General features: G+C 42.6%; 25 protein-coding genes and 1 tRNA gene. 3 read left to right on the top strand and 23 right to left on the bottom strand.

Annotation, left to right across the window (positions count from 1 at the left end; all coding sequences use genetic code 11):
- Window positions 1-30: 30 nt before the first annotated feature.
- From PSE60_RS19220 to sdhC, 20 genes are all read right to left on the bottom strand, one after another.
- Window positions 31-106 (bottom strand) — tRNA-Lys (locus PSE60_RS19220).
- A gap of 184 nt (window positions 107-290) precedes the next feature.
- On the bottom strand, window positions 291-1,082 hold the full coding sequence (gene cpoB, locus PSE60_RS19215) for a cell division protein CpoB (protein ID WP_210837823.1): 792 nt from the start codon (window positions 1,080-1,082) through the stop codon (window positions 291-293).
- Between the two features lie 22 nt (window positions 1,083-1,104).
- Window positions 1,105-1,602: a peptidoglycan-associated lipoprotein Pal gene (gene pal / locus PSE60_RS19210; protein ID WP_004909091.1), complete on the bottom strand. Its 498-nt coding sequence runs from the start codon at window positions 1,600-1,602 to the stop codon at window positions 1,105-1,107.
- Between the two features lie 44 nt (window positions 1,603-1,646).
- A complete protein-coding gene (gene tolB / locus PSE60_RS19205; RefSeq protein WP_004256782.1) occupies window positions 1,647-2,939 on the bottom strand; it encodes a Tol-Pal system beta propeller repeat protein TolB in 1,293 nt (430 codons plus the stop codon).
- A 146-nt stretch (window positions 2,940-3,085) separates the two neighbouring features.
- Window positions 3,086-4,204 carry a cell envelope integrity protein TolA gene (gene tolA, locus PSE60_RS19200; RefSeq protein ID WP_198641779.1) on the bottom strand — a complete coding sequence of 373 codons (1,119 nt, stop codon included), beginning with the start codon at window positions 4,202-4,204 and terminating at the stop codon, window positions 3,086-3,088.
- Between the two features lie 51 nt (window positions 4,205-4,255).
- Entirely contained in the window at window positions 4,256-4,678 is a 423-nt protein-coding gene (gene tolR / locus PSE60_RS19195; protein ID WP_102138335.1) for a colicin uptake protein TolR, read from the bottom strand.
- Between the two features lie 17 nt (window positions 4,679-4,695).
- Window positions 4,696-5,379 (bottom strand): Tol-Pal system protein TolQ, encoded by a 684-nt coding sequence (gene tolQ / locus PSE60_RS19190; protein WP_004256787.1) that lies wholly within the window; start codon window positions 5,377-5,379, stop codon window positions 4,696-4,698.
- Window positions 5,376-5,771 (bottom strand): tol-pal system-associated acyl-CoA thioesterase, encoded by a 396-nt coding sequence (ybgC, locus tag PSE60_RS19185; protein WP_004256789.1) that lies wholly within the window; start codon window positions 5,769-5,771, stop codon window positions 5,376-5,378. Before ybgC ends, tolQ begins: the two co-directional genes overlap by 4 nt.
- Window positions 5,772-5,905: 134 nt before the next feature.
- A complete protein-coding gene (gene ybgE / locus PSE60_RS19180; RefSeq protein ID WP_004256791.1) occupies window positions 5,906-6,193 on the bottom strand; it encodes a cyd operon protein YbgE in 288 nt (95 codons plus the stop codon).
- 5 nt (window positions 6,194-6,198) lie between these two features.
- Complete coding sequence (gene cydX, locus PSE60_RS19175; RefSeq protein ID WP_004909083.1) at window positions 6,199-6,312, bottom strand: cytochrome bd-I oxidase subunit CydX; 114 nt, start codon at window positions 6,310-6,312, stop codon at window positions 6,199-6,201.
- Window positions 6,313-6,323: 11 nt separating this feature from the next.
- A complete protein-coding gene (gene cydB / locus PSE60_RS19170; protein WP_123382153.1) occupies window positions 6,324-7,463 on the bottom strand; it encodes a cytochrome d ubiquinol oxidase subunit II in 1,140 nt (379 codons plus the stop codon).
- 14 nt (window positions 7,464-7,477) lie between these two features.
- A complete protein-coding gene (gene cydA / locus PSE60_RS19165; RefSeq protein ID WP_004256799.1) occupies window positions 7,478-9,046 on the bottom strand; it encodes a cytochrome ubiquinol oxidase subunit I in 1,569 nt (522 codons plus the stop codon).
- 843 nt (window positions 9,047-9,889) lie between these two features.
- Window positions 9,890-10,762: a succinate--CoA ligase subunit alpha gene (gene sucD / locus PSE60_RS19160; RefSeq protein WP_004256808.1), complete on the bottom strand. Its 873-nt coding sequence runs from the start codon at window positions 10,760-10,762 to the stop codon at window positions 9,890-9,892.
- A complete protein-coding gene (gene sucC / locus PSE60_RS19155) occupies window positions 10,762-11,928 on the bottom strand; it encodes an ADP-forming succinate--CoA ligase subunit beta (RefSeq protein WP_004909077.1) in 1,167 nt (388 codons plus the stop codon). Before sucC ends, sucD begins: the two co-directional genes overlap by 1 nt.
- A gap of 132 nt (window positions 11,929-12,060) precedes the next feature.
- Complete coding sequence (odhB, locus tag PSE60_RS19150) at window positions 12,061-13,272, bottom strand: 2-oxoglutarate dehydrogenase complex dihydrolipoyllysine-residue succinyltransferase (RefSeq protein ID WP_004909074.1); 1,212 nt, start codon at window positions 13,270-13,272, stop codon at window positions 12,061-12,063.
- A gap of 14 nt (window positions 13,273-13,286) precedes the next feature.
- Window positions 13,287-16,100, bottom strand: coding sequence for a 2-oxoglutarate dehydrogenase E1 component (gene sucA, locus PSE60_RS19145; RefSeq protein WP_272666457.1), 2,814 nt, complete (start codon window positions 16,098-16,100; stop codon window positions 13,287-13,289).
- Window positions 16,101-16,596: 496 nt separating this feature from the next.
- Window positions 16,597-17,313: a succinate dehydrogenase iron-sulfur subunit gene (locus PSE60_RS19140; protein WP_004256824.1), complete on the bottom strand. Its 717-nt coding sequence runs from the start codon at window positions 17,311-17,313 to the stop codon at window positions 16,597-16,599.
- A gap of 35 nt (window positions 17,314-17,348) precedes the next feature.
- Window positions 17,349-19,115, bottom strand: a complete 1,767-nt coding sequence (gene sdhA / locus PSE60_RS19135) for a succinate dehydrogenase flavoprotein subunit (RefSeq protein ID WP_272666456.1) — start codon at window positions 19,113-19,115, stop codon at window positions 17,349-17,351.
- Entirely contained in the window at window positions 19,116-19,460 is a 345-nt protein-coding gene (gene sdhD, locus PSE60_RS19130) for a succinate dehydrogenase membrane anchor subunit (protein WP_004909064.1), read from the bottom strand.
- Window positions 19,454-19,843, bottom strand: a complete 390-nt coding sequence (sdhC, locus tag PSE60_RS19125) for a succinate dehydrogenase cytochrome b556 subunit (protein WP_004909059.1) — start codon at window positions 19,841-19,843, stop codon at window positions 19,454-19,456. Before sdhC ends, sdhD begins: the two co-directional genes overlap by 7 nt.
- Window positions 19,844-20,513: 670 nt before the next feature.
- Here sdhC and PSE60_RS19120 point away from each other — a divergent pair.
- Window positions 20,514-21,800 carry a citrate synthase gene (locus tag PSE60_RS19120; protein ID WP_272666455.1) on the top strand — a complete coding sequence of 429 codons (1,287 nt, stop codon included), beginning with the start codon at window positions 20,514-20,516 and terminating at the stop codon, window positions 21,798-21,800.
- Between the two features lie 76 nt (window positions 21,801-21,876).
- Here the strand turns inward: PSE60_RS19120 and PSE60_RS19115 are convergent, their stop codons facing one another.
- Window positions 21,877-22,635 carry an AraC family transcriptional regulator gene (locus PSE60_RS19115; protein WP_210837831.1) on the bottom strand — a complete coding sequence of 253 codons (759 nt, stop codon included), beginning with the start codon at window positions 22,633-22,635 and terminating at the stop codon, window positions 21,877-21,879.
- 132 nt (window positions 22,636-22,767) lie between these two features.
- On the opposite strand from PSE60_RS19115, the gene PSE60_RS19110 reads away from it, so the two are divergent.
- Entirely contained in the window at window positions 22,768-23,895 is a 1,128-nt protein-coding gene (locus PSE60_RS19110) for a multidrug effflux MFS transporter (protein ID WP_272666454.1), read from the top strand.
- A 285-nt stretch (window positions 23,896-24,180) separates the two neighbouring features.
- Here the strand turns inward: PSE60_RS19110 and PSE60_RS19105 are convergent, their stop codons facing one another.
- Both PSE60_RS19105 and PSE60_RS19100 read right to left on the bottom strand, forming a co-directional pair.
- The gene (locus tag PSE60_RS19105) at window positions 24,181-24,924 is read right to left on the bottom strand and encodes a type 2 GTP cyclohydrolase I (RefSeq protein ID WP_210837835.1); all 744 of its coding nucleotides are present in this window, start codon (window positions 24,922-24,924) and stop codon (window positions 24,181-24,183) included.
- A 199-nt stretch (window positions 24,925-25,123) separates the two neighbouring features.
- Window positions 25,124-25,330 carry a YbfA family protein gene (locus PSE60_RS19100; protein ID WP_036957942.1) on the bottom strand — a complete coding sequence of 69 codons (207 nt, stop codon included), beginning with the start codon at window positions 25,328-25,330 and terminating at the stop codon, window positions 25,124-25,126.
- Between the two features lie 452 nt (window positions 25,331-25,782).
- Here PSE60_RS19100 and kdpF point away from each other — a divergent pair, with 452 nt between their 5' ends.
- On the top strand, window positions 25,783-25,872 hold the full coding sequence (gene kdpF / locus PSE60_RS20660) for a K(+)-transporting ATPase subunit F (protein ID WP_071524535.1): 90 nt from the start codon (window positions 25,783-25,785) through the stop codon (window positions 25,870-25,872).

The following is a 25,872-nucleotide window of genomic DNA, read 5'->3' as shown; positions in this document are numbered from 1 at the left end:
TTACTTCTTTTTGCTACTATCGGTTTTAGATGGTGGGTCGTGCAGGATTCGAACCTGCGACCAATTGATTAAAAGTCAACTGCTCTACCAACTGAGCTAACGACCCATCTAAAACTAAATTTCTTTTTGTCTTTCGAGATTTTTGGCTAACCGTATTCTCGTATCAACGGCGGCTTATATTACTGATTTCTGACGAGGGTGCAATGATTTTTTTGCAAAAAAAGATTAAATGCACACTTATCATACTGATAACCCCGAAATATTCGGTAATATGGCTTCGGGGTTATAAATTAAAGTGTACTCAGCTTTTTTTCGGCTAATTTTGAACCAGCACTGTTTGGATATTGTTTCAGCACCTGTTGGTAAACAGCTTTTGCTTTATCTTTTTGTCCCTTATCTTGCATGATCAGCCCAACTTTATATAAGGCTTCGCTGCTTTTTTGGGATTTAGGATATTGCTTAACTACAGTCGCGAAATAAAAAGCAGCATCGTCTTTGCTACCTTTATTGTAGTTTAACTGCCCCAACCAATAATTGGCGTTAGATTGATACCCAGACTTAGGGTAGGCTTTAACAAAGCCTTGTAATGCCCCTATTGCCTGATCAATTTGAGCTTTGGATTTGCTTTCCATCGCTAATTTAACTGCAGCATTGTAATCATCTTTCTCATTTCCACCTGTATTAGCAGCTGCCGTAGGTGCCGTTGAGGAAGATGATGTGTTTGATGCACTAGTGTCAGGTGTTGTTGTATCACCTGAAGTTGCTGAGTTTCCACCGCCTGCATTGTCTAATTGCATGTATAAATCTTTCTGGCGCTCAATAACTTGATTCAATTTGTATTCACTTTCTTGAATCTGACCACGTAACATGTCGATGTCGCGTTGGTTGTCAGCGAGTTGTTGTTGGATTTGATACATGATTTGACCTTGAGAGCTAACTGCTGTCTCAAGTTGAGTAAGGCGGTCTGTTGTTGAACCAGATCCGACATTGTTGATTGGCGCTTGGGCAATAGCGGCCCAAGGGGCCGCTACGCCAACCAATAACGACAGACCGACTAGTAAGTGTCTGAAGTTACTGTTCATAATAGATAATTTCGCTTATCTATTAGTATGCAATGACTGCACGACGGTTTTTCGCGTAGTCTGCTTCAGTGTGACCTAACACAGCTGGTTTTTCTTTACCGTAAGAAACCAGTGAAACTTGGTCACCAGAAACACCTTTGCTTTGCAGGTACATTTTAACTGCATTAGCACGACGCTCGCCCAGCGCGATGTTGTATTCTGGAGTACCACGCTCATCCGCATGACCTTCAACAACAACACGTACAGATGGGTTGCTACGCAGGAATGCTGCGTGTGCATCTAACATTTCAGCGTATTCTGGAGATACGTTGTATTTGTCAAAGCCAAAGTAAACAGTGTTGTTTTGTTGCAGCTGTTCCATTTGCTGACGTGCCAGCTCTTCCGCAGACAGACCAGTGTTAGTTTGGTTAGTAGAAGTATCTACGCCATCTTGGTCATTGTTTTTGTTAGAGCTACAAGCTGCGACTGCCATGATTGGTAACGCGATCATCAGCCCTTTAAGCACTTTATTCAGTTGCATCGTTTTGATCCTTAATATTTTTTGCCACACATTATTATTATGCATCACAGATACGGCGACCAGGCAGGGAATTTAACCTGTCCATCGGTAGCCGGAAGACGCGCTTTGAAACGCCCGTCGGTCGAAACTAGCTGCAATATAGTCCCCAAGCCTTGAGAGGAGCTATAAATTACCATAGTGCCGTTAGGTGCGATACTCGGCGTTTCATCTAGGAACGTTTTCGTTAAAAACTCAACGTTGTTCGTTGCCAGATCTTGTTTGGCGACATGTTGCTGACCGCCGCCGGAGCTGACCATCACTAAGAAAGTACCATCCGGGCTAACATCAGCGTCCTGATTTTGTGTTCCTTCCCAAGACACACGTTCAGGGCTGCCACCATTAATATTCATTTTATAAATCTGCGGACGTCCCGCCTGATCTGAAGTATAGACTAAAGTTTGGCTATCAGGCATCCAGCTTGGTTCCGTATTGTTACTACGACCATCGGTCACCTGGCGAATTTGCCCACTCGCTAAGTCCATAACATATAAATTCAGGCTGCCAGTTTTAGACAGTGCAAATGCCAATTTTGTGCCATCTGGAGAGAATGCAGGTGCCCCATTATGACGTGGGAAAGATGCGACCTGACGAACTGCTCCTGTTGATAACGTTTGAATGACAAGTGCTGAACTACCGCTTTCAAAAGTCACGTATGCCAGTTTTTCACCATCTGGTGACCAAGCTGGCGACATCAGAGGTTCTGGTGAACGGTGAACCGTAAATTGGTTAAAACCGTCATAATCAGAAACTCGTAATTCATATGGATACTGACCGCCTTTGTTAACAACAATATAAGCAATACGCGTACGGAATGCGCCACGAATACCCGTCAATTTTTCAAAGACTTCGTCACTTGCAGTATGCGCTGCATAACGTAACCATTCTTTGGTTACTTTATATTGGTTTTGAGATAAAACAGCACCTGGGTTAGCCGCGACATCAACTAACTGATAGCTAACAACAAAACTACCATCAGCAGCAGGCTGCACCTGACCCACAACCACGGCGTTAATACCTAACGCTGTCCACGCTTCAGGAATCACTTCAGAAGCTGTACCAGGTTGTTGAGGCATGCGGCTTGGCTCGATAGGATTAAATTTCCCGCTATTGCGTAAATCAGCGCCGACTATTTGGCCGACCTCTTGTGGTGGTGCACCAGCACCTGACCATTTAAACGGCACAACACCAATAGGTTGAGCTGAATTAACCCCTTCAGTGATCTCAATACGTATTTCAGCCTGAGCCACTGTCGCCCATAGCATTAGGAACCCTAAAACTACTTTAAAAGCCTGCTTCATTCTTATCTCCCTTACTGCGGATTACTTACTACCGCAATAATTCGCTGAATTTTAACAAAGGTATAATAACAAAACTAGATACCACACAAACTATTTATGCTATTGCCTTAATAATATCAATACAGACTGCTCTGAGTTATTGAAAATCAAGGCTTAAACACAACTGTGCTACCCGCTTTATTAAACGTATCATAGACTTCTCTGCTCGGTGGTTTAGGCATCGTTGCAAGTTTTGCTGCTCGGATTGCTGCATCACAGAGTGCCGCGTCATTAGCTGGGCTATTTTTTGGTGTAATACTCACCAATAACCCATCAGGCGCCAGCTTTAATTGAAGTTCACAAGTACGCCCACGGAAAGTATCTGAATCATAAAATTTACTTTGGATAGCCGCTTTGACTTTACCAGCATAGCTGTCCACATCCGCATTGGAAGCGCCCGATTTTTTACCACCACCTTTTCCAGCTGCGGCTTCACCACCTTGTTTGCTTGGGCCTGATGCCGTTAAATCACCAAGCAAATCATCCACGGAAGCCGCATTTTTAGCCGCTTCAGCTTTGGCTTTCGCCGCTTTTGCTTTCGCTTCTTTATCGGCTTTCTCTTTAGCTTCTTTATCCGCTTTAGCTTTCGCTTCTTTTTCGGCTTTTACCTTAGCTTCTTTATCGGCTTTTTCCTTGGCTTCTTTTTCTGCTTTTTCTTTAGCTTCTTTTTCCGCTTTGGCTTTCGCCGCTTCCGCTTCTTTCTGCGCTTGTGCCTCGGCCTTCGCCTTCTCAGCCGCTTGCTCTTTAATTAGCTTTTCTTTTTCAGCTTTCGCTTTTGCAGCAGCTTCTTCCGCTATTTTTTGCTCTTCCTTCGCTTTTTTAGCAGCGTCTAATGCTTTTTTCTGTTGTTCCTCAGCTTGCTTTTGTTGCTCAGCTGTATCGCGTTCAGTTTTAATACGCTCTTCTTCAAGCTGCTGAAGACGCTTTTGTTCCTTTTCTTGCTGTTCTCTAAGCTCAGCCTCTTGCTTTTGTTCTTGCTCTTTGCGCTCTTTTGCCGCTTGTCTGACGTTATTTTGCTGTCTTTGCATTTCTTCATACTGCTCAACAACCACGCCAGGGTCAACCATCACCGCATCGATGACAGTTCCCTCTTCCCCGCCACCACCAAGTTTGACGACGGAAACTAAAGAGCCTATAACAATCAAACCAATCAATAGGACGTGCAATACGATTGACATCACTAACGAGCGATTTAAGTTATCTTTTTTCTCTTTTGTCTTTCCCACTCTGGTATCCAAAAAAAGAATTGTGACTTATTCAAACGACAATAACCCAGCCTATATAGGCTGAGTCATCAAGCCAACCGATTTTATCCCTGCGCTGTGTAATATATTCAGCGCCTTAATCACTTCTTCATAAGGGACTTCTTTTGCACCACCAATCAAGAAAACTGCTTTTGGATTTTTCTCTAGTTGAGATTTTGCCTCTGCAGCAATTTGCTCTGGTGGCAGCAATTCTAAAACCTCACCATCAAGGCGCATGTTATATTGGCCTACCCCCGACACTTCTAAAATAATCGGTGGGTTATCACTTGATGATACGGTTTGTGTATCTGTTGCATCCGGCAATTCAACTTCCACACTTTGAGAAATAATCGGTGCTGTTGCCATAAATATCAGCAACAGTACCAACAATACGTCCAGTAATGGAACAATGTTGATTTCGGATTTCAGCTCACGTCTGCGACTTGTGCGCGCCATTCGCTTATCTCCCCGTCTTATTTCTTATCAGCAGAGAAGGCTTGACGATGCAAGATGGCTAAAAACTCTTCCATAAAGTTATCGTAGTTTTGCTCTAATTTGCTGACACGTAAGTTCAAACGGTTAAATGCCATAACTGCAGGGATCGCTGCAAACAAACCAATTGCGGTTGCAATCAGCGCTTCAGCAATACCCGGTGCTACCATTTGTAATGTTGCTTGTTTTACTGCTCCCAAGGCAATAAACGCATGCATAATCCCCCAAACAGTACCAAATAAACCAATATATGGGCTAATTGAACCAACAGTTCCTAAAAATGGGATATGTGCTTCAACTGATTCGAGTTCACGATTCATTGAAATGCGCATTGCACGGGAAGCTCCCGTCACTACTGCATCTGGCGCATGAATATTCGCTTGGTGTAAACGAACGAACTCTTTAAAACCAGAATGGAAAATTTGTTCGGCACCACTCAATTCATCACGGCGAGCTTGGCTTTCTTTATATAAGCGCGATAGCTCAATACCTGACCAGAACTTATCTTCAAATGCTTCAGCCTCACGAGTTGCCGCATTTAAAATTTTCGTTCTTTGAATAATGATCGCCCATGATGCGATAGAAAAACCGATCAAAACGAACATAATGAGCTGAACCAAAAGGCTCGCTTTAAGGAATAAATCCAGGATATTCATGTCAGTCACTGTTTAAACTCCGCGACAATAGACTTAGGAAGCGCAATTGGCTTCATTTTTGATGTGTCCACACAAGCAATAAGGGCATTTGCCCCACAAAGCAGGTTACCTTGCGAATCAACTAACCTTTGCTGAAAAGTTAATGAAGCACGTTTCATTTCAATAATTTGTGTTTCAACTTCCAGCAGGTCATCCAGCTTCGCCCCTTTGACAAAATCAATTGTCATGCTTCGCACAACGAAACCAAGGTTCTCAGCAAGCATACTTTGTTGATTGATACCTTTATTTCGCAACATTTCGGTTCTTGCTCGCTCAAAAAAGGCTAAATAGCGTGCATGATAAACAACACCGCCCGCATCTGTATCTTCATAATACACGCGAACAGGCCAGCGAAATAACATAACAATCACTCCGTCTTAGGTTAAATTAATTAACGGTGCCACTATACGCAAGACAGTGCCAGTTTGGAATCACTTTGAAAGTAAAGATATCAAAAATAATTATGGGTCCATTGACCCATAATTAGCAATTAGAATTATCTAAAGACCTGAAAAAGTCCCCAAATAAGAATGATGGCAGCAGGCAATGGATGAAAAATTGCACGAAAGATAACTTTTTTAGGTTTAAAACCCACACCAAAAATCATCGCGGTACACGTTGCCCATATTAACAGCAGCCCTTGCCATATTTGAAATGAACTAGTTTTTGCAGCAAATAGGGTTGGATCCCACATGACTGCACCTGCAGTAACTAAAGCTAAAATAAGGATAAGGGCCCTTATCGGCCCCTTATCCAATAGCTGATAGGTTTTATCCACCAGCATTTTTATTACTCACCATCTTTAGCGGCTTTAGAGTCTTCAGAGTGCTCTAACGCTAATGCTGCGATCACTGCAAAACTACAAGCTAACAGCGTGCCGAGGATCCAGGCGAAATACCACATAGTTATGCTCCTTAATACAGTGAATGCTTGTTGCCTTCGATGAAGTTTTTGTCCAAACGACCGAACATTTTGTAGTAACACCATGCGGTGTATGCCAGTACAATTGGTACAAAGATAATAGCAACCACAGTCATTACTTGCAGTGTGAACAAGCTAGATGTTGCATCCCACATGGTCAAACTAGCGTTTGGCATGATGCTTGAAGGCATGATGAACGGGAACATTGCTACACCACAGGTTAAAATGATACAAGCGATGGTTAATGAAGAACTCACAAACGCCAAACCATTTTTGTCTGCTTTACTAAACAGCATTGTCACTAACGGCAGTGCTACACCCAGAGCAGGCAACGCCCACAGGATTGGGTAAGTATTGAAGTTAGTTAACCAAGCACCAGATTCAACGGCAACAGTTTTGTTTAGTGGGTTAGATACGCTCAATGTATCGATAGTTGAAGTAACAACATAACCATCAATACCCATCACTAACCAAACACCTGCGCCTGCGAAAGCAACTAAAGTGACTAATGCACAGATATAAGTTGCTTTACGAACACGTAAGTACAGTTCACCAGTGGTACGCATTTGCAAATAAGTTGCACCTTGCGTCACAATCATCATTAAGCTGACAACACCCGCTAACAGACCATATGGGTTCAGTAGACCAAACAGGTTACCAGTATACGTCAGGTACTGCTGGTTATCGATTTGCAGTGGAACACCCAATAACAGGTTACCAAACGCAACACCGATTACTAATGGCGGAACGAAACCACCGATAAACAGACCCCAGTCCCACATGTTACGCCATTTTGGGTTCTCCAGTTTTGAACGGTAGTCGAAACCAACCGGACGGAAGAACAATGCAGCTAATACCAAAATCATAGCGACATAGAAACCAGAGAATGCCGCAGCATAAACTTGTGGCCATGCAGCAAACATTGCACCACCCGCAGTGATTAACCAAACTTGGTTACCATCCCAGTGCGGTGCAACAGCATTAATCATGATACGGCGTTCAGTATCTGTTTTACCTAAAATAGGTAATAAGAAGCCAACGCCCATGTCAAAGCCATCTGTGACAGCAAACCCAATCAGTAATACACCGATAAGGATCCACCACACAAATCGAAGAACTTCATAATCAAACATAAGTGGACTCCTATTTACTGAACGTCGTGTGCAGAAGTGTTTTTCTGTTCAAAGTGATAACGACCGGTTTTCAGGCTACTTGGCCCTTTACGAGCGAATTTGAACATTAAGAACATTTCAGCAATTAAGAACAGTGTGTACAGACCACAGATCAATACCATAGAGAAGATCAGGTCATGAGTCGTCAAGTTGGAGTGTGCAACCGAAACAGGTAACACTTCACCAATTGCCCATGGCTGGCGACCATACTCTGCAACGAACCAACCTGACTCAATTGCAATCCATGGTAGTGGAATGCCGAGTAGTGCAATACGCAGCAACAGTTTATTTTGACCAATACGGTTACGAACTACTGACAGGAATGCCCAGCCAATAATTAACAGTAACAGGAAGCCAACACCAACCATGATACGGAATGCCCAGAACAGAGGCCCAACGTTAGGAATACTATCTTTCACTGCTTTTTGGATTTGAGCTTCAGTTGCATCAACAACATTTGGTGCATATTGTTTTAACAGAAGACCATACCCAAGATCTTTTTTGCTTGCTTCAAATGCTGCACGCAATTCAGGATCTTTGTTACCAGCAAGAAGTTCTTGTAACTGACCGTACGCAATCATACCGTTACGAATGCGAACTTCATGTTGTTTCATTAGGTCTTTCAGGCCTAAAACAGGAGTGTCAACCGAGCGGGTTGCAATAATACCCATCGCCCAAGGAATCGAGATCGCAAATTTATTTTCTTGTTTCTCGGTATCTGGCCAAGCGATTAAGTTAAACGCGGCAGGAGGAGCATGAGTTTCCCACTCAGCTTCAACCGCTGCAAGTTTCGTTTTTTGCACGTCACCCATTTCGTAACCTGATTCATCACCAAGAACGATAACAGATAGAACCGCTGCAATACCAAAACTTGCTGCAATTGCAAAAGAACGCTTAGCAAAAGCAACATCACGACCTTTAAGCAGGTAGTAAGAGCTAATACCTAAGATAAACATTGCACCGGTACAATAACCCGCAGCAACTGTGTGGACGAACTTAACTTGTGCAACTGGGTTCAAGACTAGCTCAGAGAAGCTAACCATTTCCATACGCATAGTTTCAAAGTTGAAATCAGCAGCGATTGGGTTTTGCATCCAGCCGTTCGCAACCAAAATCCACAGAGCAGAGAAGTTAGAACCTAAAGCAACTAACCATGTTACAGCAAGGTGTTGTTTTTTGCTTAAACGATCCCAACCAAAGAAGAATAAACCAACAAAGGTAGATTCTAAGAAGAACGCCATCAAACCTTCGATTGCAAGAGGTGCACCGAAGATATCTCCAACGTAGTGAGCGTAGTAAGACCAGTTAGTACCGAATTGGAACTCCATGGTCAAACCCGTTGCAACACCCAGAGCAAAGTTAATACCGAATAACTTACCCCAGAACTTAGTCATATCTTTATAAATTTGCTTGCCTGACAGTACATATACCGTTTCCATGATCGCAAGCAAAAACGCCATACCTAGCGTTAATGGTACGAACAGGAAGTGATACATCGCAGTTAAGGCAAACTGTAATCGTGACAGTTCGACAATATCAAACATCTTGACTCCTTGCTCCTAGCAGGAAGACACCGACTTGCGGCAACCCAGCTTCCAGTTTTTAATACTTAGAAAGCCTCTTAACTACCAGCAAAAAATGCCTCAAAACAACAAATAATTAACAAAATTAAAAGAACGAACGTTACTATAATAATAGTACGCCTATCTTCACACACAATAAACTTCTTTTACGTGACTCAGATTTGAATTCTGAATTTACATCAATAATTATACCCTTTAATAGAAAACCGAGTATTTGATCGAGCACCAATTTAAGCAATTTAAACAAATAAAGCCAGAGGCAATGAATTGATTTACGTCAATTTTTTTCCTGTTGTTAATTGCTATACCTGCCAGTCAATTAATAGTTATTCACTTGTTAAAATGCTGTTATTGATAATGACATAAATGTTCTTAATTTTTCCAAAGATTAACAAAAAATATAATCTGTGAATTAAATCCTCGAAAAAAGAATATTTAATTTGTAATAGTATCTTATTTTAAACTTATTATGAATTTTATTAATATAGGCATATTTCTCTACTAAACGGTTATATTGGCTTAATTGAATTACCGTCAATATTATAAAATTGATATGCCGCAATTTCGCTATTTTTTGCATAAAATGCTCCCCCCCCCCTCTTTTGTTCAGCCAATTGCCATTTCATTATCAATTTTCTTTCATATAAGCCTATAGTTCGCAATTTTAAGTATAGACATACTTTTCAGAAAACCGCATAACCATACAAAAATTGTTTGAAACATTTTCACAAGGCATAAAAAAACCCGCGCTCACATGAGCACGGGCTTTCGTCTCTTACTCTTGCTAGTTACCTAGCGAATCACTTATTTGTTCAACAGTGATTTTACTGCATCGCCGATGTCTGCAAGACTACGAACGGTTTTCACACCAGCCGCTTCTAATGCAGCAAATTTCTCATCAGCAGTTCCTTTACCGCCTGCGATGATTGCACCTGCGTGGCCCATACGTTTGCCTTTTGGTGCAGTTACACCTGCGATGTAACCGACAACAGGTTTAGTGACGTGCTCTTTAATATAAGCCGCTGCTTCTTCCTCTGCGTTACCACCGATTTCACCGATCATGACGATAGCTTCAGTTTGTGGATCCGCTTGGAATAATTTTAGGATATCAATAAAGTTTGAACCGGGGATTGGGTCACCACCGATACCAACACACGTTGATTGGCCTAAACCTGCATCAGTGGTTTGTTTAACCGCTTCATAAGTCAACGTACCTGAACGTGAAACGATACCCACTTTACCCGGCATATGGATATGACCAGGTTGGATACCAATCTTACATTCACCCGGAGTGATAACACCAGGGCAGTTAGGGCCAATCATACGAACGCCTGCTTCGTCTAATTTCACTTTCACTGTCAGCATATCCAACGTTGGGATACCTTCAGTGATGGTGATAATCAGTTTAATGCCAGCATCGATAGCTTCTAAGATAGAATCTTTACAAAATGGTGCTGGAACATAGATAACAGAAGCGGTTGCACCCGTAGCTTCTACAGCTTCACGAACGGTGTTAAATACAGGTAAACCTAAGTGTACAGTGCCACCTTTACCTGGAGTCACACCACCCACCATTTGCGTGCCATAAGCAATCGCTTGTTCTGAGTGGAATGTACCTTGGCCACCTGTGAAACCTTGGCAAATTACTTTGGTGTTTTTATCGATTAAAATAGACATTATTTAGCCTCCGCTGCTGCTACTGCTTTCTTAGCTGCATCTGTCAGGCTGTTCGCAGCTATAATATTCAAGCCGCTGTCTGCCAGTTTTTTAGCACCTAACTCTGCATTGTTACCTTCTAAACGCACAACTACTGGTACATTTACGCCAACTTCTTCAACTGCACCAATGATGCCGTCTGCAATCAGGTCGCAGCGAACGATACCACCAAAGATGTTAACAAAAACTGCTTTCACGTTTTCATCAGAAAGAATGATTTTAAATGCTTCAGTTACACGCTCTTTTGTCGCGCCGCCGCCAACATCTAAGAAGTTAGCTGGTGCACCACCGTGCAGCTTAACGATATCCATGGTACCCATTGCAAGGCCCGCACCGTTAACCATACAGCCGATATTGCCATCTAACGCAACGTAGTTCAGTTCCCACTGAGCGGCTTGTGCTTCACGTGCATCTTCTTGTGATTCATCACGCAGTTCACGAATTTCTGGTTGGCGATATAACGCGTTGCTATCGATACCTAATTTACCATCTAAACAAACTAAATCACCCGCAGTACTAATAACCAGTGGATTGATTTCAGCTAATGCTAAATCGCGTTCTAGGAATAACGTTGCCAGACCCATGAAAATTTTCGCGAATTGGCTAACTTGTTTACCGGTTAAGCCTAATTTGAATGCTAATTCACGGCCTTGGAAAGGCATTGGGCCAGTCAGTGGGTCGATAATCGCTTTATGAATTAACTCTGGAGTCTCTTCTGCTACTTTCTCGATTTCCACGCCACCTTCGGTAGATGCCATGAATACAACGCGACGAGTGCTACGGTCTACAACCGCACCTAAATAGAGTTCTTTAGCAATATCAGTTGCCGTTTCAACCAGAATTTGGTTAACAGGCTGGCCGTTTGCATCAGTTTGATAGGTAACTAAGTTTTTACCTAACCAGTGTTCTGCAAATGCTTTCACTTCATTGATATCACTAGTGACTTTTACGCCGCCAGCTTTACCACGTCCACCTGCGTGAACTTGGCATTTAATTACCCATGGGCCGTCACCAATTTTTTTAGCAGCATCGACGGTTTCAGCGACTGATGAACAGGCATAACCTGTCGGTGCAGGCATCCCATAACGTGCAAACAACTGTTTTGCCTGGTACTCGTGTAAATTCATGATGTTCTATCCATAATTGAGTCTGAAGAGGCGTTTATTCGCCTCCTGCAATTGTTACTGATTTAGCAACCCGCGAACGGGCTGCATCGGTTACTTCAGACCGGACAAGTTGTACCCTGCCCTGTTATGTTGCTATACGTCCAGCAGTAAACGAGTTGGATCTTCCAGCATATCTTTGATAGCGACTAAGAAGCCAACTGACTCACTACCATCGATTAAACGGTGGTCGTAAGACAGTGCTAAATACATCATAGGAAGAATCTCTACCTTACCATTTACAGCCATAGGGCGGTCTTTAATCGCATGCATGCCTAAAATCGCGCTCTGTGGTGGGTTAATGATAGGTGTAGACATCAGAGAACCGAATACGCCACCGTTAGTGATAGTGAAGTTACCGCCACTTAAGTCTTCAACAGTTAATTTACCATCACGACCTTTGACAGCCAGTTCTTTAATTTTCTTCTCGATATCAGCCATGCTCATTGCATCGACATCACGTAGAACAGGTGTTACCAGACCACGTGGTGTTGAAACTGCAATACTAATATCGAAATAGTTATGGTAAACCACATCATCGCCATCGATAGAAGCATTCACTTCTGGGTAGCGTTTCAGTGCTTCAACAGCAGCTTTCACATAGAAAGACATAAAGCCTAAACGAACACCATGACGTTTTTCGAATACTTCGCCATATTGTTTACGTAAGTCTTTGATTGGTTGCATATTGACTTCGTTAAACGTCGTCAACATTGCAGTAGTGTTTTTCGCTTCTAACAGACGCTCTGCGATACGTTTACGTAAACGCGTCATTGGAACACGTTTTTCGCTACGATGCGCTAAAGGCGCTTGTGGCGCTTCTGGTGCTTTCGCCGCAGGTGCCGCAGATTTATTTGCCGCTAAATGTTTTTCAACATCCTCGCGAGTTAAGCGTCCACCAACGCCAGTCCCTTTGATATCCGCAGGGTTTAAATCGTGCTCTGCAATTAGACGACGAATAGCTGGAGTCAGCGCATCGTTGCTTTCTGTTTCTAGACTTGCTGTTTGACGTTGTGCAGGTGTTGATTCTTGTGCTTCTTTCACTTCAGCTGGGATACCAGTGCTATCGCCTAAACGAATGCGCCCCAGTAATTGCTTAGATAATACCGTTGCACCTTCATCTTCAACGATAGCTTCTAATACACCCGCTTCGCTTGCAGGAACTTCTAATACGACTTTATCTGTTTCGATCTCAACCAGTACTTCATCACGCTGAACACTGTCACCTGGTTTTTTATGCCATGTGGCAACCGTAGCATCTGCAACGGACTCAGGAAGATCGGGAACAAGAATTTCTACGCTACTCATTTTCTATCCTTTAATTATTCAATGTTCAAAGCGTCATTAACCAGGGCTTTTTGTTGTTCCTGGTGTACGGACGTATAGCCAACTGCTGGAGATGAAGAAGCAGCTCGACCTGCATAACGTAAAGTTGCCCCTGCTGGGATAGCTTCACGGAAGTTATGTTGACTGCAATACCAAGCACCTTGGTTTAATGGCTCTTCTTGACACCATACAAAGTCTTTTACATCAGTAAATTGCGCCAACGCTTTTTGGATATCTTCGTGTGGGAACGGATATAGCTGTTCGATACGCACGATAGCAACGTCAGTTTGTTCATTTTTACGACGTTGTTCTAACAGATCGTAATAGACTTTCCCTGAACACATAACGACGCGTTTCACACTTTTCGGATTGATTTCATCGATTTCACCGATAACTGGCTCAAATGTACCATTTGCCAATTCTTCCATGCTAGAGACCGCTAATGGGTGACGTAGCAGAGATTTTGGTGACATCACAATCAGAGGACGGCGCATGCCACGTAGGGCTTGGCGACGTAACATGTGGTAAACCTGAGCAGGTGTTGACGGCACACACACTTGCATGTTTTGGTCAGCACACAGTTGCAAGTAGCGCTCTAAACGTGCAGATGAGTGCTCTGGACCCTGACCTTCATAACCATGAGGCAGTAACATGACCAGACCGCACATACGACCCCATTTTTGCTCACCAGAGCTAATGAATTGGTCGATAACCACTTGAGCACAGTTAGCGAAGTCACCAAATTGCGCTTCCCAGATAGTCAATGCACGAGGTTCTGTGGTTGCATAACCATATTCGAATGCTAATACGGCATTTTCGGTCAGAACAGAGTCCCAAACATTAAACACACCTTGGCCGTTATGAATATTTTGCAGTGGAACATAAACCGAACCATTCGTTTGATTGTGGACCACTGCATGACGATGGAAGAATGTACCACGGCCCGCATCTTCACCCGATAAACGAACAGGAATACCTTCGTCAACCAATGTTGCGTACGCTAAAGTTTCAGCTGCACCCCAGTCGAGAAGTTTTTCACCTTTCGCCATTTCGGCACGGTCAGCATAGATTTTCTCAACACGAGATTGTGCAACCACGCCTTCTGGAATCGTACTGACTTTAGTTGCCAGTTCAGTTAAGCGTTTAATATCAACGGTTGATTTATATGATGCATCCCATTCATGGTTTAAATATGGAGCCCATGTGTATGAGTTCAGCCCCATTTCACGGTACTCTTCAACCACACAGTTACCTGCATCTAGCGCATCGCGATACAGATTGACCATTTCAGTGACATCATTGGCACTTAACACATTTTCTGCAATTAAACGGTCTGCATAAATTTTACGTGGTGTTGGGTGCTGCTTGATTTTTTGATACATCACTGGCTGAGTTGCACTTGGCTCATCCGCTTCGTTATGACCATGACGGCGATAACATACTAAATCAATCATCACGTCGCGTTTGAACGTGTTACGGAAATCCAGTGCCAAACGTGTCACAAAAGAAACCGCTTCAGGGTCATCGGCATTCACGTGGAAAATTGGTGCCTGTACCATCTTCACGATATCAGTACAGTATTCTGTAGAACGGGTGTCTTTCGGGTTAGAAGTGGTAAAACCAATTTGGTTATTAATCACGATACGCATTGTACCGCCAACTTCGTAACCACGAGCTTGAGACATGTTCAGTGTTTCTTGTACAACACCTTGACCTGTGACTGCGGAGTCACCGTGAATAGTAATTGGCAGAACCATGTTACTGCGGCCTTCGTCCAGACGGTCACGACGAGCACGTACTGAACCAATAACCACAGGGCTAACAATCTCAAGGTGAGATGGGTTAAATGCTAATGCCAAGTGAACACGAGAACCTGCGGTTTCAAAGTCAGAAGAGAAACCTTGGTGATATTTAACGTCACCCGCACTAGAGTGGTCTTTATGTTTGCCCGCGAATTCATCAAACAGTTCGCCAGGTTTTTTACCTAAGATATTCACTAGAACGTTTAAACGCCCACGGTGAGCCATACCCAAAACAACTTCACGGGTATCTTGCTTGCCTGCGTGGTGGATTAAATCTTTCAGCATTGGGATCAGTGAGTCACCACCTTCCAATGAGAAACGCTTGGCGCCTGGGAATTTAGCCCCGATGTAACGCTCAAGCCCTTCAGCCGCCGTTAATTCAGCTAAGAAACGTTTTTTATCTTCTGCAGAGAAAACCTTAGAAACGTCAACAGACTCAAGACGCTGTTGGATCCAACGTTTTTCTTCTGTATTCGTGATATGCATATATTCAGCACCAATAGAACCGCAATAAATACGTTTCAAGTGCTCATATAGCTCACTAAGCTTCATGGTTTCTTTGCCAATAGCAAATGAACCCACGTTGAAGGTTTCGTTGAAGTCTTCTTTCGTCAGGTTGTGGAATGCTGGGTCTAAATCTGGAACAGATTCACGTTTCCAAAGACCTAACGGGTCAAGATTCGCATTTTGGTGCCCGCGGAAGCGGAACGCATTGATTAATTGCAAAACTTTAACTTGTTTTGCGTCGATAGCTGGATCGCTAACAGAGGTGTGATAACGTGTAGAGTCTTTTGCTAAGCGACGGAAGTAATCGCGCGCTTGGGAGTGGAATTGTTCACCGCTAGTGCCTAATGCTGCACCAGGGAGTTGCTCAAAAATTGCTTTCCACTCGGCATCGACAGAGTTAAGGTCAGTCAGATAATCTTCATAGAGCTGTTCTATATAAGTCTGGTTCGCGCCTGCCAGAAAGCTTGAATCCAGCCAGTCCTTCATTACGCCGTTCTGCATTGTGATCCCTTAAGCTTTTAAAGCTTTAGTTTTCGCCGTGGTTAACTAATCGCCGCATTTAAGCGACCTCGATAAAGGTTCTCTTGGACGTGCTTTATGCATGTTCTCTCTTTGGGAGGCCCTTTATCAATAAGGGTTTCCCTTTTAAGGAACCTTTAAAAACTGGCTGCGGTTTTTAAAGGCCCCTATGCTTGGGCTGTCGTCTTCATCTTTTGCAGTTGGCTATTTTTTCTACTTTTTACTGTTACTTTCTTTGCTTTCACTTTTTTACGCTTTTGTAATGACAACGTTTTAATAAATACTACTTTTTATGGGTGACAATGTTACTTTCTGATGCTCATTGTTGGTATTTCGTTTTCGCGCTTTTGTGAGCTTCCGCGCATTAAAATCATGTCATTGTTTTTACTTTACGCGTTTCTTTTAACTTATGTTTTTATTTTGTGCTATTTCCATTTTAACCCACAGCACCTGAGCACTGCGGGTTAAATATTCATCATTAAGCGCTATGTTTTAGTAACATAGATTTAATATGACCGATAGCTTTCGTTGGATTTAGTCCTTTAGGGCATACATTGACACAATTCATAATGCTATGACAGCGGAAGACACTAAAAGCGTCGTTCAGATCATCTAATCGTGAATCGGTTTCAGTATCACGGCTATCAATTAAGAAGCGATACGCTGCCAACAAGCCTGCAGGCCCGATAAACTTGTCCGGATTCCACCAGAAAGATGGGCAAGAAGTCGAACAACATGCACACAAAATACACTCATATAAACCATCGAGTTTTTCACGTTGTGCAGGAGTTTGTAAATTCTCACGCGCCGGTGGATTCTTGTTATCATTAATAAGATATGGACGAATTTTTTCGTATTGGGTATAGAATTGTGTCATGTCGATAATCAGGTCACGCACAACAGGCAGACCCGGCAATGGACGAATGACAATTTTCTTTCCACCACGGATTAAAGCAGATAATGGCGTAATACATGCCAACCCGTTTTTACCGTTCATGTTCAGACCATCAGAACCGCACACCCCTTCACGACAAGAACGACGGAAGGATAATGTTGGATCTTGCTCTTTGATTTGGATTAACGCATCCAGCAACATCATGTCACGCCCTTCAGGAACTTCTAGCGTGTAATCTTGCATACGTGGTGCGTTGTCCACATCAGGATTGTAGCGATAAATCGAAAATTGTAATTTCATAGTTTATTTCTCCGCAACTGGATTAACACCACGCATTAGTAGGTACGAATTTTCGGTGGGAAGGCTTCACGCAGTTTTGGCTGCATGTTGACTTCACGACGCGTCATCGTTTCAGATTGCGGTAAATATAATGAGTGACATAACCAATTCGCATCATCTCGCTCTGGGTAGTCAAAGCGGCTATGCGCACCACGACTTTCTGTACGGAAGTTTGCAGCTTGTGCAGTTGCATAAGCCGTTTCCATCAGGTTATCCAGTTCTAAACATTCGATACGCTGAGTATTAAACTCAGTCGAGGTATCATCAAGACGCGCATTTTGCAAGCGTTCACGAATCACTTTCAGCTCTTCTAAACCTTTCGCCATCGCATCACCTTCACGGAATACCGAGAAGTTGTGCTGCATACAGGTTTGCAGTGCCTTACGGATTTCAGTTGGGTCTTCGCCAGTATGCGCCCCTTCCCAACGGTTAAAGCGAGTCATCGCTGCATCGATATCAGATTCAGAGGCATCACGCATTGAACCTTGTTCCATGATGGACTCTTTCAAATGCAGACCCGCTGAACGACCAAATACGACTAAGTCGAGGAGTGAGTTACCGCCTAAACGGTTAGCGCCGTGTACAGATACACAGGCAATCTCACCCACAGCAAACAGACCCGGAATAACTTCATCTTCGCCTTTTTCGTTATAACGAATAGCTTGACCAGTGACTTTAGTCGGAATACCGCCCATCATGTAGTGACAAGTAGGAATAACTGGAATTGGCTCTTTGATTGGATCAACGTGAGCAAAAGTGCGAGATAATTCAAGAATACCTGGTAAACGTGATTCCAGAACTTCTTTTCCTAAGTGATCCAGTTTCAGTTTGGCATGTGGGCCCCATGGACCATCGCAACCACGACCTTCACGAATTTCAATCATGATAGAACGCGCGACAACATCACGACCTGCAAGGTCTTTCGCATTCGGCGCATAACGTTCCATAAAGCGCTCGCCATCTTTATTCAGCAAGTAACCGCCTTCACCACGGCAACCTTCAGTGACGAGAACACCCGCACCTGCGATACCTGTTGGGTGGAATTGCCACATTTCCATATCTTGTAGTGGAACACCTGCACGAGCAGCCATCCCTACACCATCACCCGTATTGATGTGTGCGTTAGTGGTTGATTGGTAAATACGACCCGCACCACCTGTTGCTAAAATAGTGGCTTTCGCTTTGAAATAAACCAGTTCACCTGTTTCCATACAAATCGCAGTACAACCTACAACATCGCCATCTTGGTTTTTAACTAAATCAAGGGCATACCATTCAGAAAAAATGGTTGTGTGGTTTTTTAAGTTCTGCTGATACAACGTATGCAACAGTGCGTGGCCAGTACGGTCTGCCGCAGCAGCAGTACGTGCAGCTTGCTCACCACCGAAGTTTTTAGACTGGCCACCAAATGGACGTTGATAAATACTTCCGTCATCAAGGCGAGAGAATGGCAACCCCATATGCTCTAATTCGAGGATAGCTTCTGGCCCTGTTTTACACATATATTCAATAGCATCTTGGTCACCGATGTAGTCGGAACCTTTCACGGTATCGTACATGTGCCATTCCCAGTTATCAGGGTGAGTATTACCTAAAGCAACAGTAATACCGCCTTGTGCTGATACAGTATGAGAACGGGTTGGGAAGACTTTTGACAGAAGCGCGCAAGATAGGCCCATCTGTGAAATTTGTAATGCGGCACGCATACCTGCGCCACCCGCACCGATAACGATAGCGTCAAACTCTCTGATTGGCAGATTCATTTATGCACCCCACACAACAATTGTTCCGTAAATTAAATAAGCCAACAGACCTACAACGATAGCCAGCTGCAATACTAAACGAATTGCTAAAGGTTTAACGTAGTCAGTCAGCACTTGCCACATGCCAATCCACGCATGGACAAGAATCGAGAACAAGGTGAGGATTGTGAATACTTTCGTCACAGAAGAGGCGAAAAAGCCACGCCAGACTTCATAGGTAATGTCGTTAATAGCAACAAAACCAACAATGTAGAGCACGTAGAGTGCGATAACAATCGCAGAACCACGGATTAATAGCCAGTCCTGGATACCAGTACGGCCTAAAGCTGAAGCATTACTTACCATACTAAAATCCCCGCCAGAATTGCTAAAATCACGGTAATGACAAATGTAATTTTTGCAGATGAGTTACCAGCAGCAAGCGTTTCATCAACACAACCGAAATCCATTAGCATATGACGAATACCACCACAGATGTGGTAAGCCAAAGCAGTCAAGATGCCCCAAAGAATGAACTTAGCAAAAAAGCCAGTCATTATTTCAGACGCGTATTGAAAACCTTCTGGAGAGGAGAGAGATGTCCCTAACAACCAAAGCAGAATACCAACTGCGATGAGAGTAATGACGCCAGAGACACGGTGCAAGATCGAAGATATTGCAGTGATCGGGAAGTGAATCGTCTGCAAATCAAGGTTGACAGGTCTTTGTTTTTTCACAATTTTGCCCACACAGCTCTTTATTATTTTCCATCCTCCGGACCTGGGGTGGAAATCAGACAGCGACAGGGGTACAAAATGCAACTTAACACAAACTCTAATCCATCATGTTTAAATAAAGTTGCATACTGATCACGCTGGGAACTCCTACTACAGGGTAATCCGGAGACCTGCCGCTAGTATAAAGTCTTCACAATGCCATTACAATTCCCACACAAAATGTTTGGAGACATTTAGCCCGAACAGTGAGAAGGATCACGATTTAAACATTTTGTATAAATGTGCTTATCTTATTTGACAATGATTCAACATTTATCTTACATATAGGTCTGGCAGAATTATCTTAACGGTGCTGTTTACCCTTCATCGGAAAAGAAAAAACGTGAATGTTGCAATGTTAAATACTCTTCAATTTGAACTATGATGGGTATTAATAACAAAAGTTATGAAAGTTGTTCCTCTTACCACAAATAATGATATTGTAGGGAAAACAACAAAAAGAACATAACATCTACACACTCATAAACAACCTAATTACATTGTCGTCGGTCTCAGATTTCAGGTTTTATGTGATAGCGAGCTGATTTCCAAAGCATACCGGTAGAACAATGCACGAAGACACAGTATAACGCTGAGCTTCTGGGTTGTTGGGTGTCGATTATCAAGCGCTAAGGAGACCGTAATGGCTGATAACAAAGCTAAGCTAACGACTGGTAGTAAGGGTGATATTGACCTAGATATTTTAAGCCCAACGATTGGTCAAGACGTTATCGATGTCCGAACTTTAGGTTCTAAAGGGTTCTTTACCTACGACCCTGGTTTTACTTCTACTGCATCCTGTGAATCAAAAATCACCTATATCGATGGTGATCAAGGCATTCTGTTGCACCGTGGTTTCCCTATCGATCAACTCGCCACTGAAGCCTCTTATCTCGAAGTTTGTTATATCCTGCTATACGGTGAAGCACCGACTCAAGAACAATATGACGTATTTAAAAATACGGTGACTCGCCATACCATGATCCATGAGCAAATTACACGCATGCTTAATGGTTTCCGCCGTGACTCACACCCAATGGCAGTTTTATGTGGTGTTACGGGGGCATTAGCCGCGTTCTATCACGATGCGCTGGATGTTAACAACCCACGTCACCGTGAAATTACGGCTTATCGCCTGCTGTCAAAAATGCCAACAGTTGCAGCGATGTGTTACAAATATTCAATTGGCCAACCTTTTGTTTATCCACGTAATGATCTGTCATACGCGGGTAATTTCTTGCACATGATGTTCTCTACACCTTGTGAAGAATACACGGTTAATCCTGTTTTAGAGCGCGCAATGGATCGTATTTTGATTCTGCACGCTGACCACGAGCAAAACGCTTCAACATCGACAGTTCGTACTGCGGGTTCATCTGGTGCAAACCCATTTGCTTGTATCGCAGCGGGTATTGCTTCACTGTGGGGGCCTGCTCACGGTGGTGCTAACGAAGCTTGCTTGCGTATGTTGGAAGAAATCCAAACCGTTGAGCACATCCCTGCGTTTATTGAGCGTGCTAAAGACAAAAATGACTCTTTCCGCTTAATGGGCTTCGGTCACCGTGTTTATAAAAACCATGACCCACGTGCAACAGTAATGCGTGAAACTTGCCATGAAGTTCTAAACGAACTTGGCCTGAATGACAGTTTGCTGGAAGTCGCAATGGAGCTGGAACGTATCGCATTGAACGACCCGTACTTCATTGAGAAAAAACTGTACCCGAACGTTGACTTCTATTCAGGTATCATCTTGAAAGCAATGGGTATTCCTTCTTCAATGTTTACTGTTATTTTTGCCATTGCACGTACTATTGGCTGGATTGCACATTGGAATGAAATGCACGATGACGGCCTGAAAATTGCCCGTCCTCGTCAGCTGTACACGGGTTATGACAAACGTGAATTCAACTCAGAATTAACAAAAAAATAATATTTAGTTAAATCTAAAACCCTACAAGTCTTAAAGCCTCGAAAAATCGAGGCTTTTTTCGTTCTTTCACGCCGTATTACTGTTGGTATTCCCTCGGTGTGACCCCGCTCATTTTACGGAAAAAACTAATAAATGCGCTATCGCTGGTTAGGCCAAGTTCTTGAGTTATATAGTGATAGGGCTTTTCTTGTGCGAGTAATTCAATCGCTTTAATAAAACGCCATTGTTGGCGCCATGCTTGATAATTCATTCCTGTTTCTTTAAAAAAAATCCGGGTAATCGTCTTCTCACTCGCACCAACCGTTTGTGCTAATTGGTTTAAATTTGGAGGTAATTGTTCGATATTAACCCCTTTAAAACGCCTATCTTGCGGTAATGGTAGCAGTGTTGGCTCTAAAGTTGCACTTTGTAACTCATCGATAAATACGGGCAATAAATTAGCCAAATGCCCTTGTTGCCAATCACTATCAAATGGTGCAATCGCAATGCGTTCAAGCACTTCTCTCAATAACGATGAAATACTTAATATCACCACCTCATTCCCTATTCTGTCAGCGTATTCTTGCGCTAAATAAACCGAACGGTAGCCCACTGATGCTCGCATTTGAGCTCGATGAAGAACAAATGGTGGGATCCAAGCCACTCTACCCGGAGGAAGTAAAGACAGACGGTTTTTCAGTGAAATTCGTATACATCCTTGTTGTGTAAACAAAAGCTGTCCCATTTCATGTTTATGAAAGCCAGAGTCATGCTGCCCCATTTTTGCTGCAATTCCCAATACTGGCGCGGGATACCAGTGAGTTTGAAATTCATCTGTTTGATTTAGCCAAGCCATAATGTCTCTTTTTTGATATTTATAGTCTTTATTATTGTAATAAGACAATAAAAATAACACTAAACTGCCTGCCATTGAATCGTTGTATCTAATTAGACCCTTTATTTTTAGTAGATTGGCAGGAAAAAAAGTATGAAACACCCTCTTTCATTATGGCTTGCTGTTGCCTTGATGATGTTTCCACAAATTGTGGAAACCATATACAGCCCCGCACTCACTGATATCGCCAGTGCCTTTTCAGTAAATGCGGAGAAAGCTTCACAAACGCTGTCGCTTTATTTCTTTGCTTTTGCATTAGGCGTGGTGTTTTGGGGCCGCATGTGTGACACCTTAGGGCGCCGCCCGACGATTCTGGCGGGTTTATTGATATATGGTATTGCGTCTATTGGCGCGTTATTTGTCACACATTTTTATTTATTATTACTAATGAGAATGTTGTCAGCCTTTGGCGCTGCCGTAGGTTCAATTGGTACACAAACCGCCATGCGCGATAGCTACCAAGGCCATGAATTAGCCAAAGTTTTTTCTATTATGGGCGTTGCTTTGGCTGTCAGCCCCGCTTTAGGGATGTTATTTGGTGCTGGACTCGTTAATTTTGGTGGTTATCAAACCGTTTTTATCGGCTTAGCGATTTTAGCTGTGGTGCTTTTTCTCTGGTCAATCTGTCGTTTACCCGAGACCAAGCCTAAAACCGTGACTCATATCTCATTTATTAAGACATTTTTACGGATGATCGCAGATAAAGAAATTGTTAGAAATGTGATATTGATAGCATTTTTCAACATTAATTTATTTAGCTATTATCAGCTGGCACCATTCAGTTTTGAACAATTAATGCTCACTCAACAACAGTTTGGATTTACTGGGATTTTATTAGCACTTGGAGTCGGTTTAGGTTCGATATCAAATCGCTATTTATTGGCTAAAAAACACACATCTGAACAACTTGTTAAGCTTGCCAGCCTCATTTCATTGGTGAGTGGTTGTTTAGTTTTTGTGCTAATGGATTCAATTTGGTTTGTTTTACCCGTTATTGGCATTGTTATTGGTTATGGAATTGCGATCCCGAACATACTTGCCCATGCATTAAACCGTTATGGTGAGCAAAAAGGCACTGCCGGCGCCATTTTAGGGTTATTTTACTACATCGGGCTCGCCATTGGTTTGATGGTTGCAGGTTGGAGCCAGCACTTAGGTTTAGTGTTAACTATTTCAAGTGCAGTATTGGTTTTCGCATCGTTAAAATACCGAACCCAATAGCTATTTTTATTTTTATTTTCAATAGATTATCAATCTTCTAAGTATTTCGAATCACCGCTAGGCGGCAAAAGAGTGAAGCCCTAGGAGCATATATAAGTATGTGACTAGGGTTCGTGAATGCAGCCAACAACGCTTTGATGTAAAAGGCGGCAAAAATTTAATTCTCTAAATAGTTCGAGTTGTGGCTAGGCGGCGAATAAGGGTATCTTGGGGAGCATACAAAAGTATGTGACCCAAGTAGCCGAGTGAAGCCAACACAGCCACAGTTCGAAATATGACGAGAATTTAGGCAGGGTTATCGATATCGATAAACTCCGCATCTAACCCATGTTCATCTACAAGCCACTTAGTCAGCGCTTTAATCCCATAACGTTCCGTTGCATGATGCCCTGCACTGTAGAAATGGATCCCCATTTCCCTTGCTATATGAATGGTTTGTTCCGAAACTTCCCCCGTTACAAAGGCATCTACACCAAATTCAGCCGCTTGTAGGATAAAGCCTTGCCCTCCCCCTGTACACCATGCGATTTGACGAATTTCTTCTTTTGCATTATCACCACAATGTAGGACTTTACGACCAAGGCGAGTTTCTAAACGAGACGTTAACTCTGAAGGAGTAATCGGTTGATCAAAAAAACCAAATGGCATTAATGGGTCGATTTGGCCATTTACCTGCACCCCCATAATATAAGCAAGTTGTGTATTATTGCCTAATTGATGGTGTGCATCTAATGGGAGATGATAACCATACAGGTTGATATCATTCGCTAATAATGTTTTTAAGCGATTTTTCTTCATCCCTTTGATAATGGCGGGCTCATTTTTCCAAAAATAGCCATGATGAACAATAATGGCATCGGCTTTCTTTTCAACGGCAACATCCAATAATGCTTGGCAAGCTGTCACACCAGTGATGATTTTATGTACATGTGGTCGCCCTTCAACTTGCAATCCATTCGGTGCAAAATCTTGGAACTCACTAACTTTCAATTCGTCATTAATGATTTCTTCTAATCTTAAGTTATGCATTATGTTGTCCTTTTTACTGCACAGCTAAACGGTTTATCCACCAGTTTGAACGTAATTGACTGATAATCAATAAGCATAAACGGAAACATGATTTTTTTCTGTGTTATTTGAAGTATATAGAATAAAAATAGGCGGGATTAAAAACAAAACCCCCACAATTCAATATTGCAGGGGTTACTACTCACCATTAAGCACTAAATTAGCGATGGCTTTCTAAGGTTGTTTCTGAACGTTCTAGCCAAACAGGTTTATCACTGGTTTTCGCCCAAACCTTATGTAAATGACTATAAAACTTTGCTCTTTTTGGATAAAAAACCATAACCGGAAACGCAATAATGCCAGCTGTTACAGCAGCAGTGCGGCGTGCAAGTACCTGATTACGGGAATATTCGCGATATGTGGACATCGGTATCCTCCTTCAGTTGCCACTTTATTTGTCGATTCCAGCTTTGCTCTATCATTCCCCATTAACACACATTTCCCATTAACACAGTAGTAAAGAGCGACTAAAACCGGACAGATAATATGAAATATATTGACTGTAGATAGGATATCGCAAATTGTGTAATAAAACTACTCATCTGACCACTTAATATGTAAATTTTTCTAAAAAATCTGCTTATTTCGTATTTTTATTACATTCCTTAACCAATTAACGTTTTATTCATACATTTTAATTACAATTAAATAACAAATGAATCAATAAAATACCACGCCACTTTTTCTATTAAGCACTCTCTTTTTGCTAAGTAAACAGCCATTTTTATACTTTTTTTACACCCTACCCGTGCTTTTTATCAGCTTCTTTACAACGAACTCTTTAGCCTTATCACATGGAAATAATAAGGAGAAAATACTGTGTCATTACTTTCCATTATTGGGGCAGTTCTCGTTGTTTTGCTGCTGACGTATCTGATTTATGCCCTGCTTAACGCGGAGGATTTCTGA

Origin of the sequence: Providencia sp. PROV174 (genome assembly GCF_028480685.1) — a bacterium.
GTDB classification, from domain to species: domain Bacteria; phylum Pseudomonadota; class Gammaproteobacteria; order Enterobacterales; family Enterobacteriaceae; genus Providencia; species Providencia rettgeri.
This window is presented reverse-complemented; position numbering and strand designations above follow the sequence as displayed.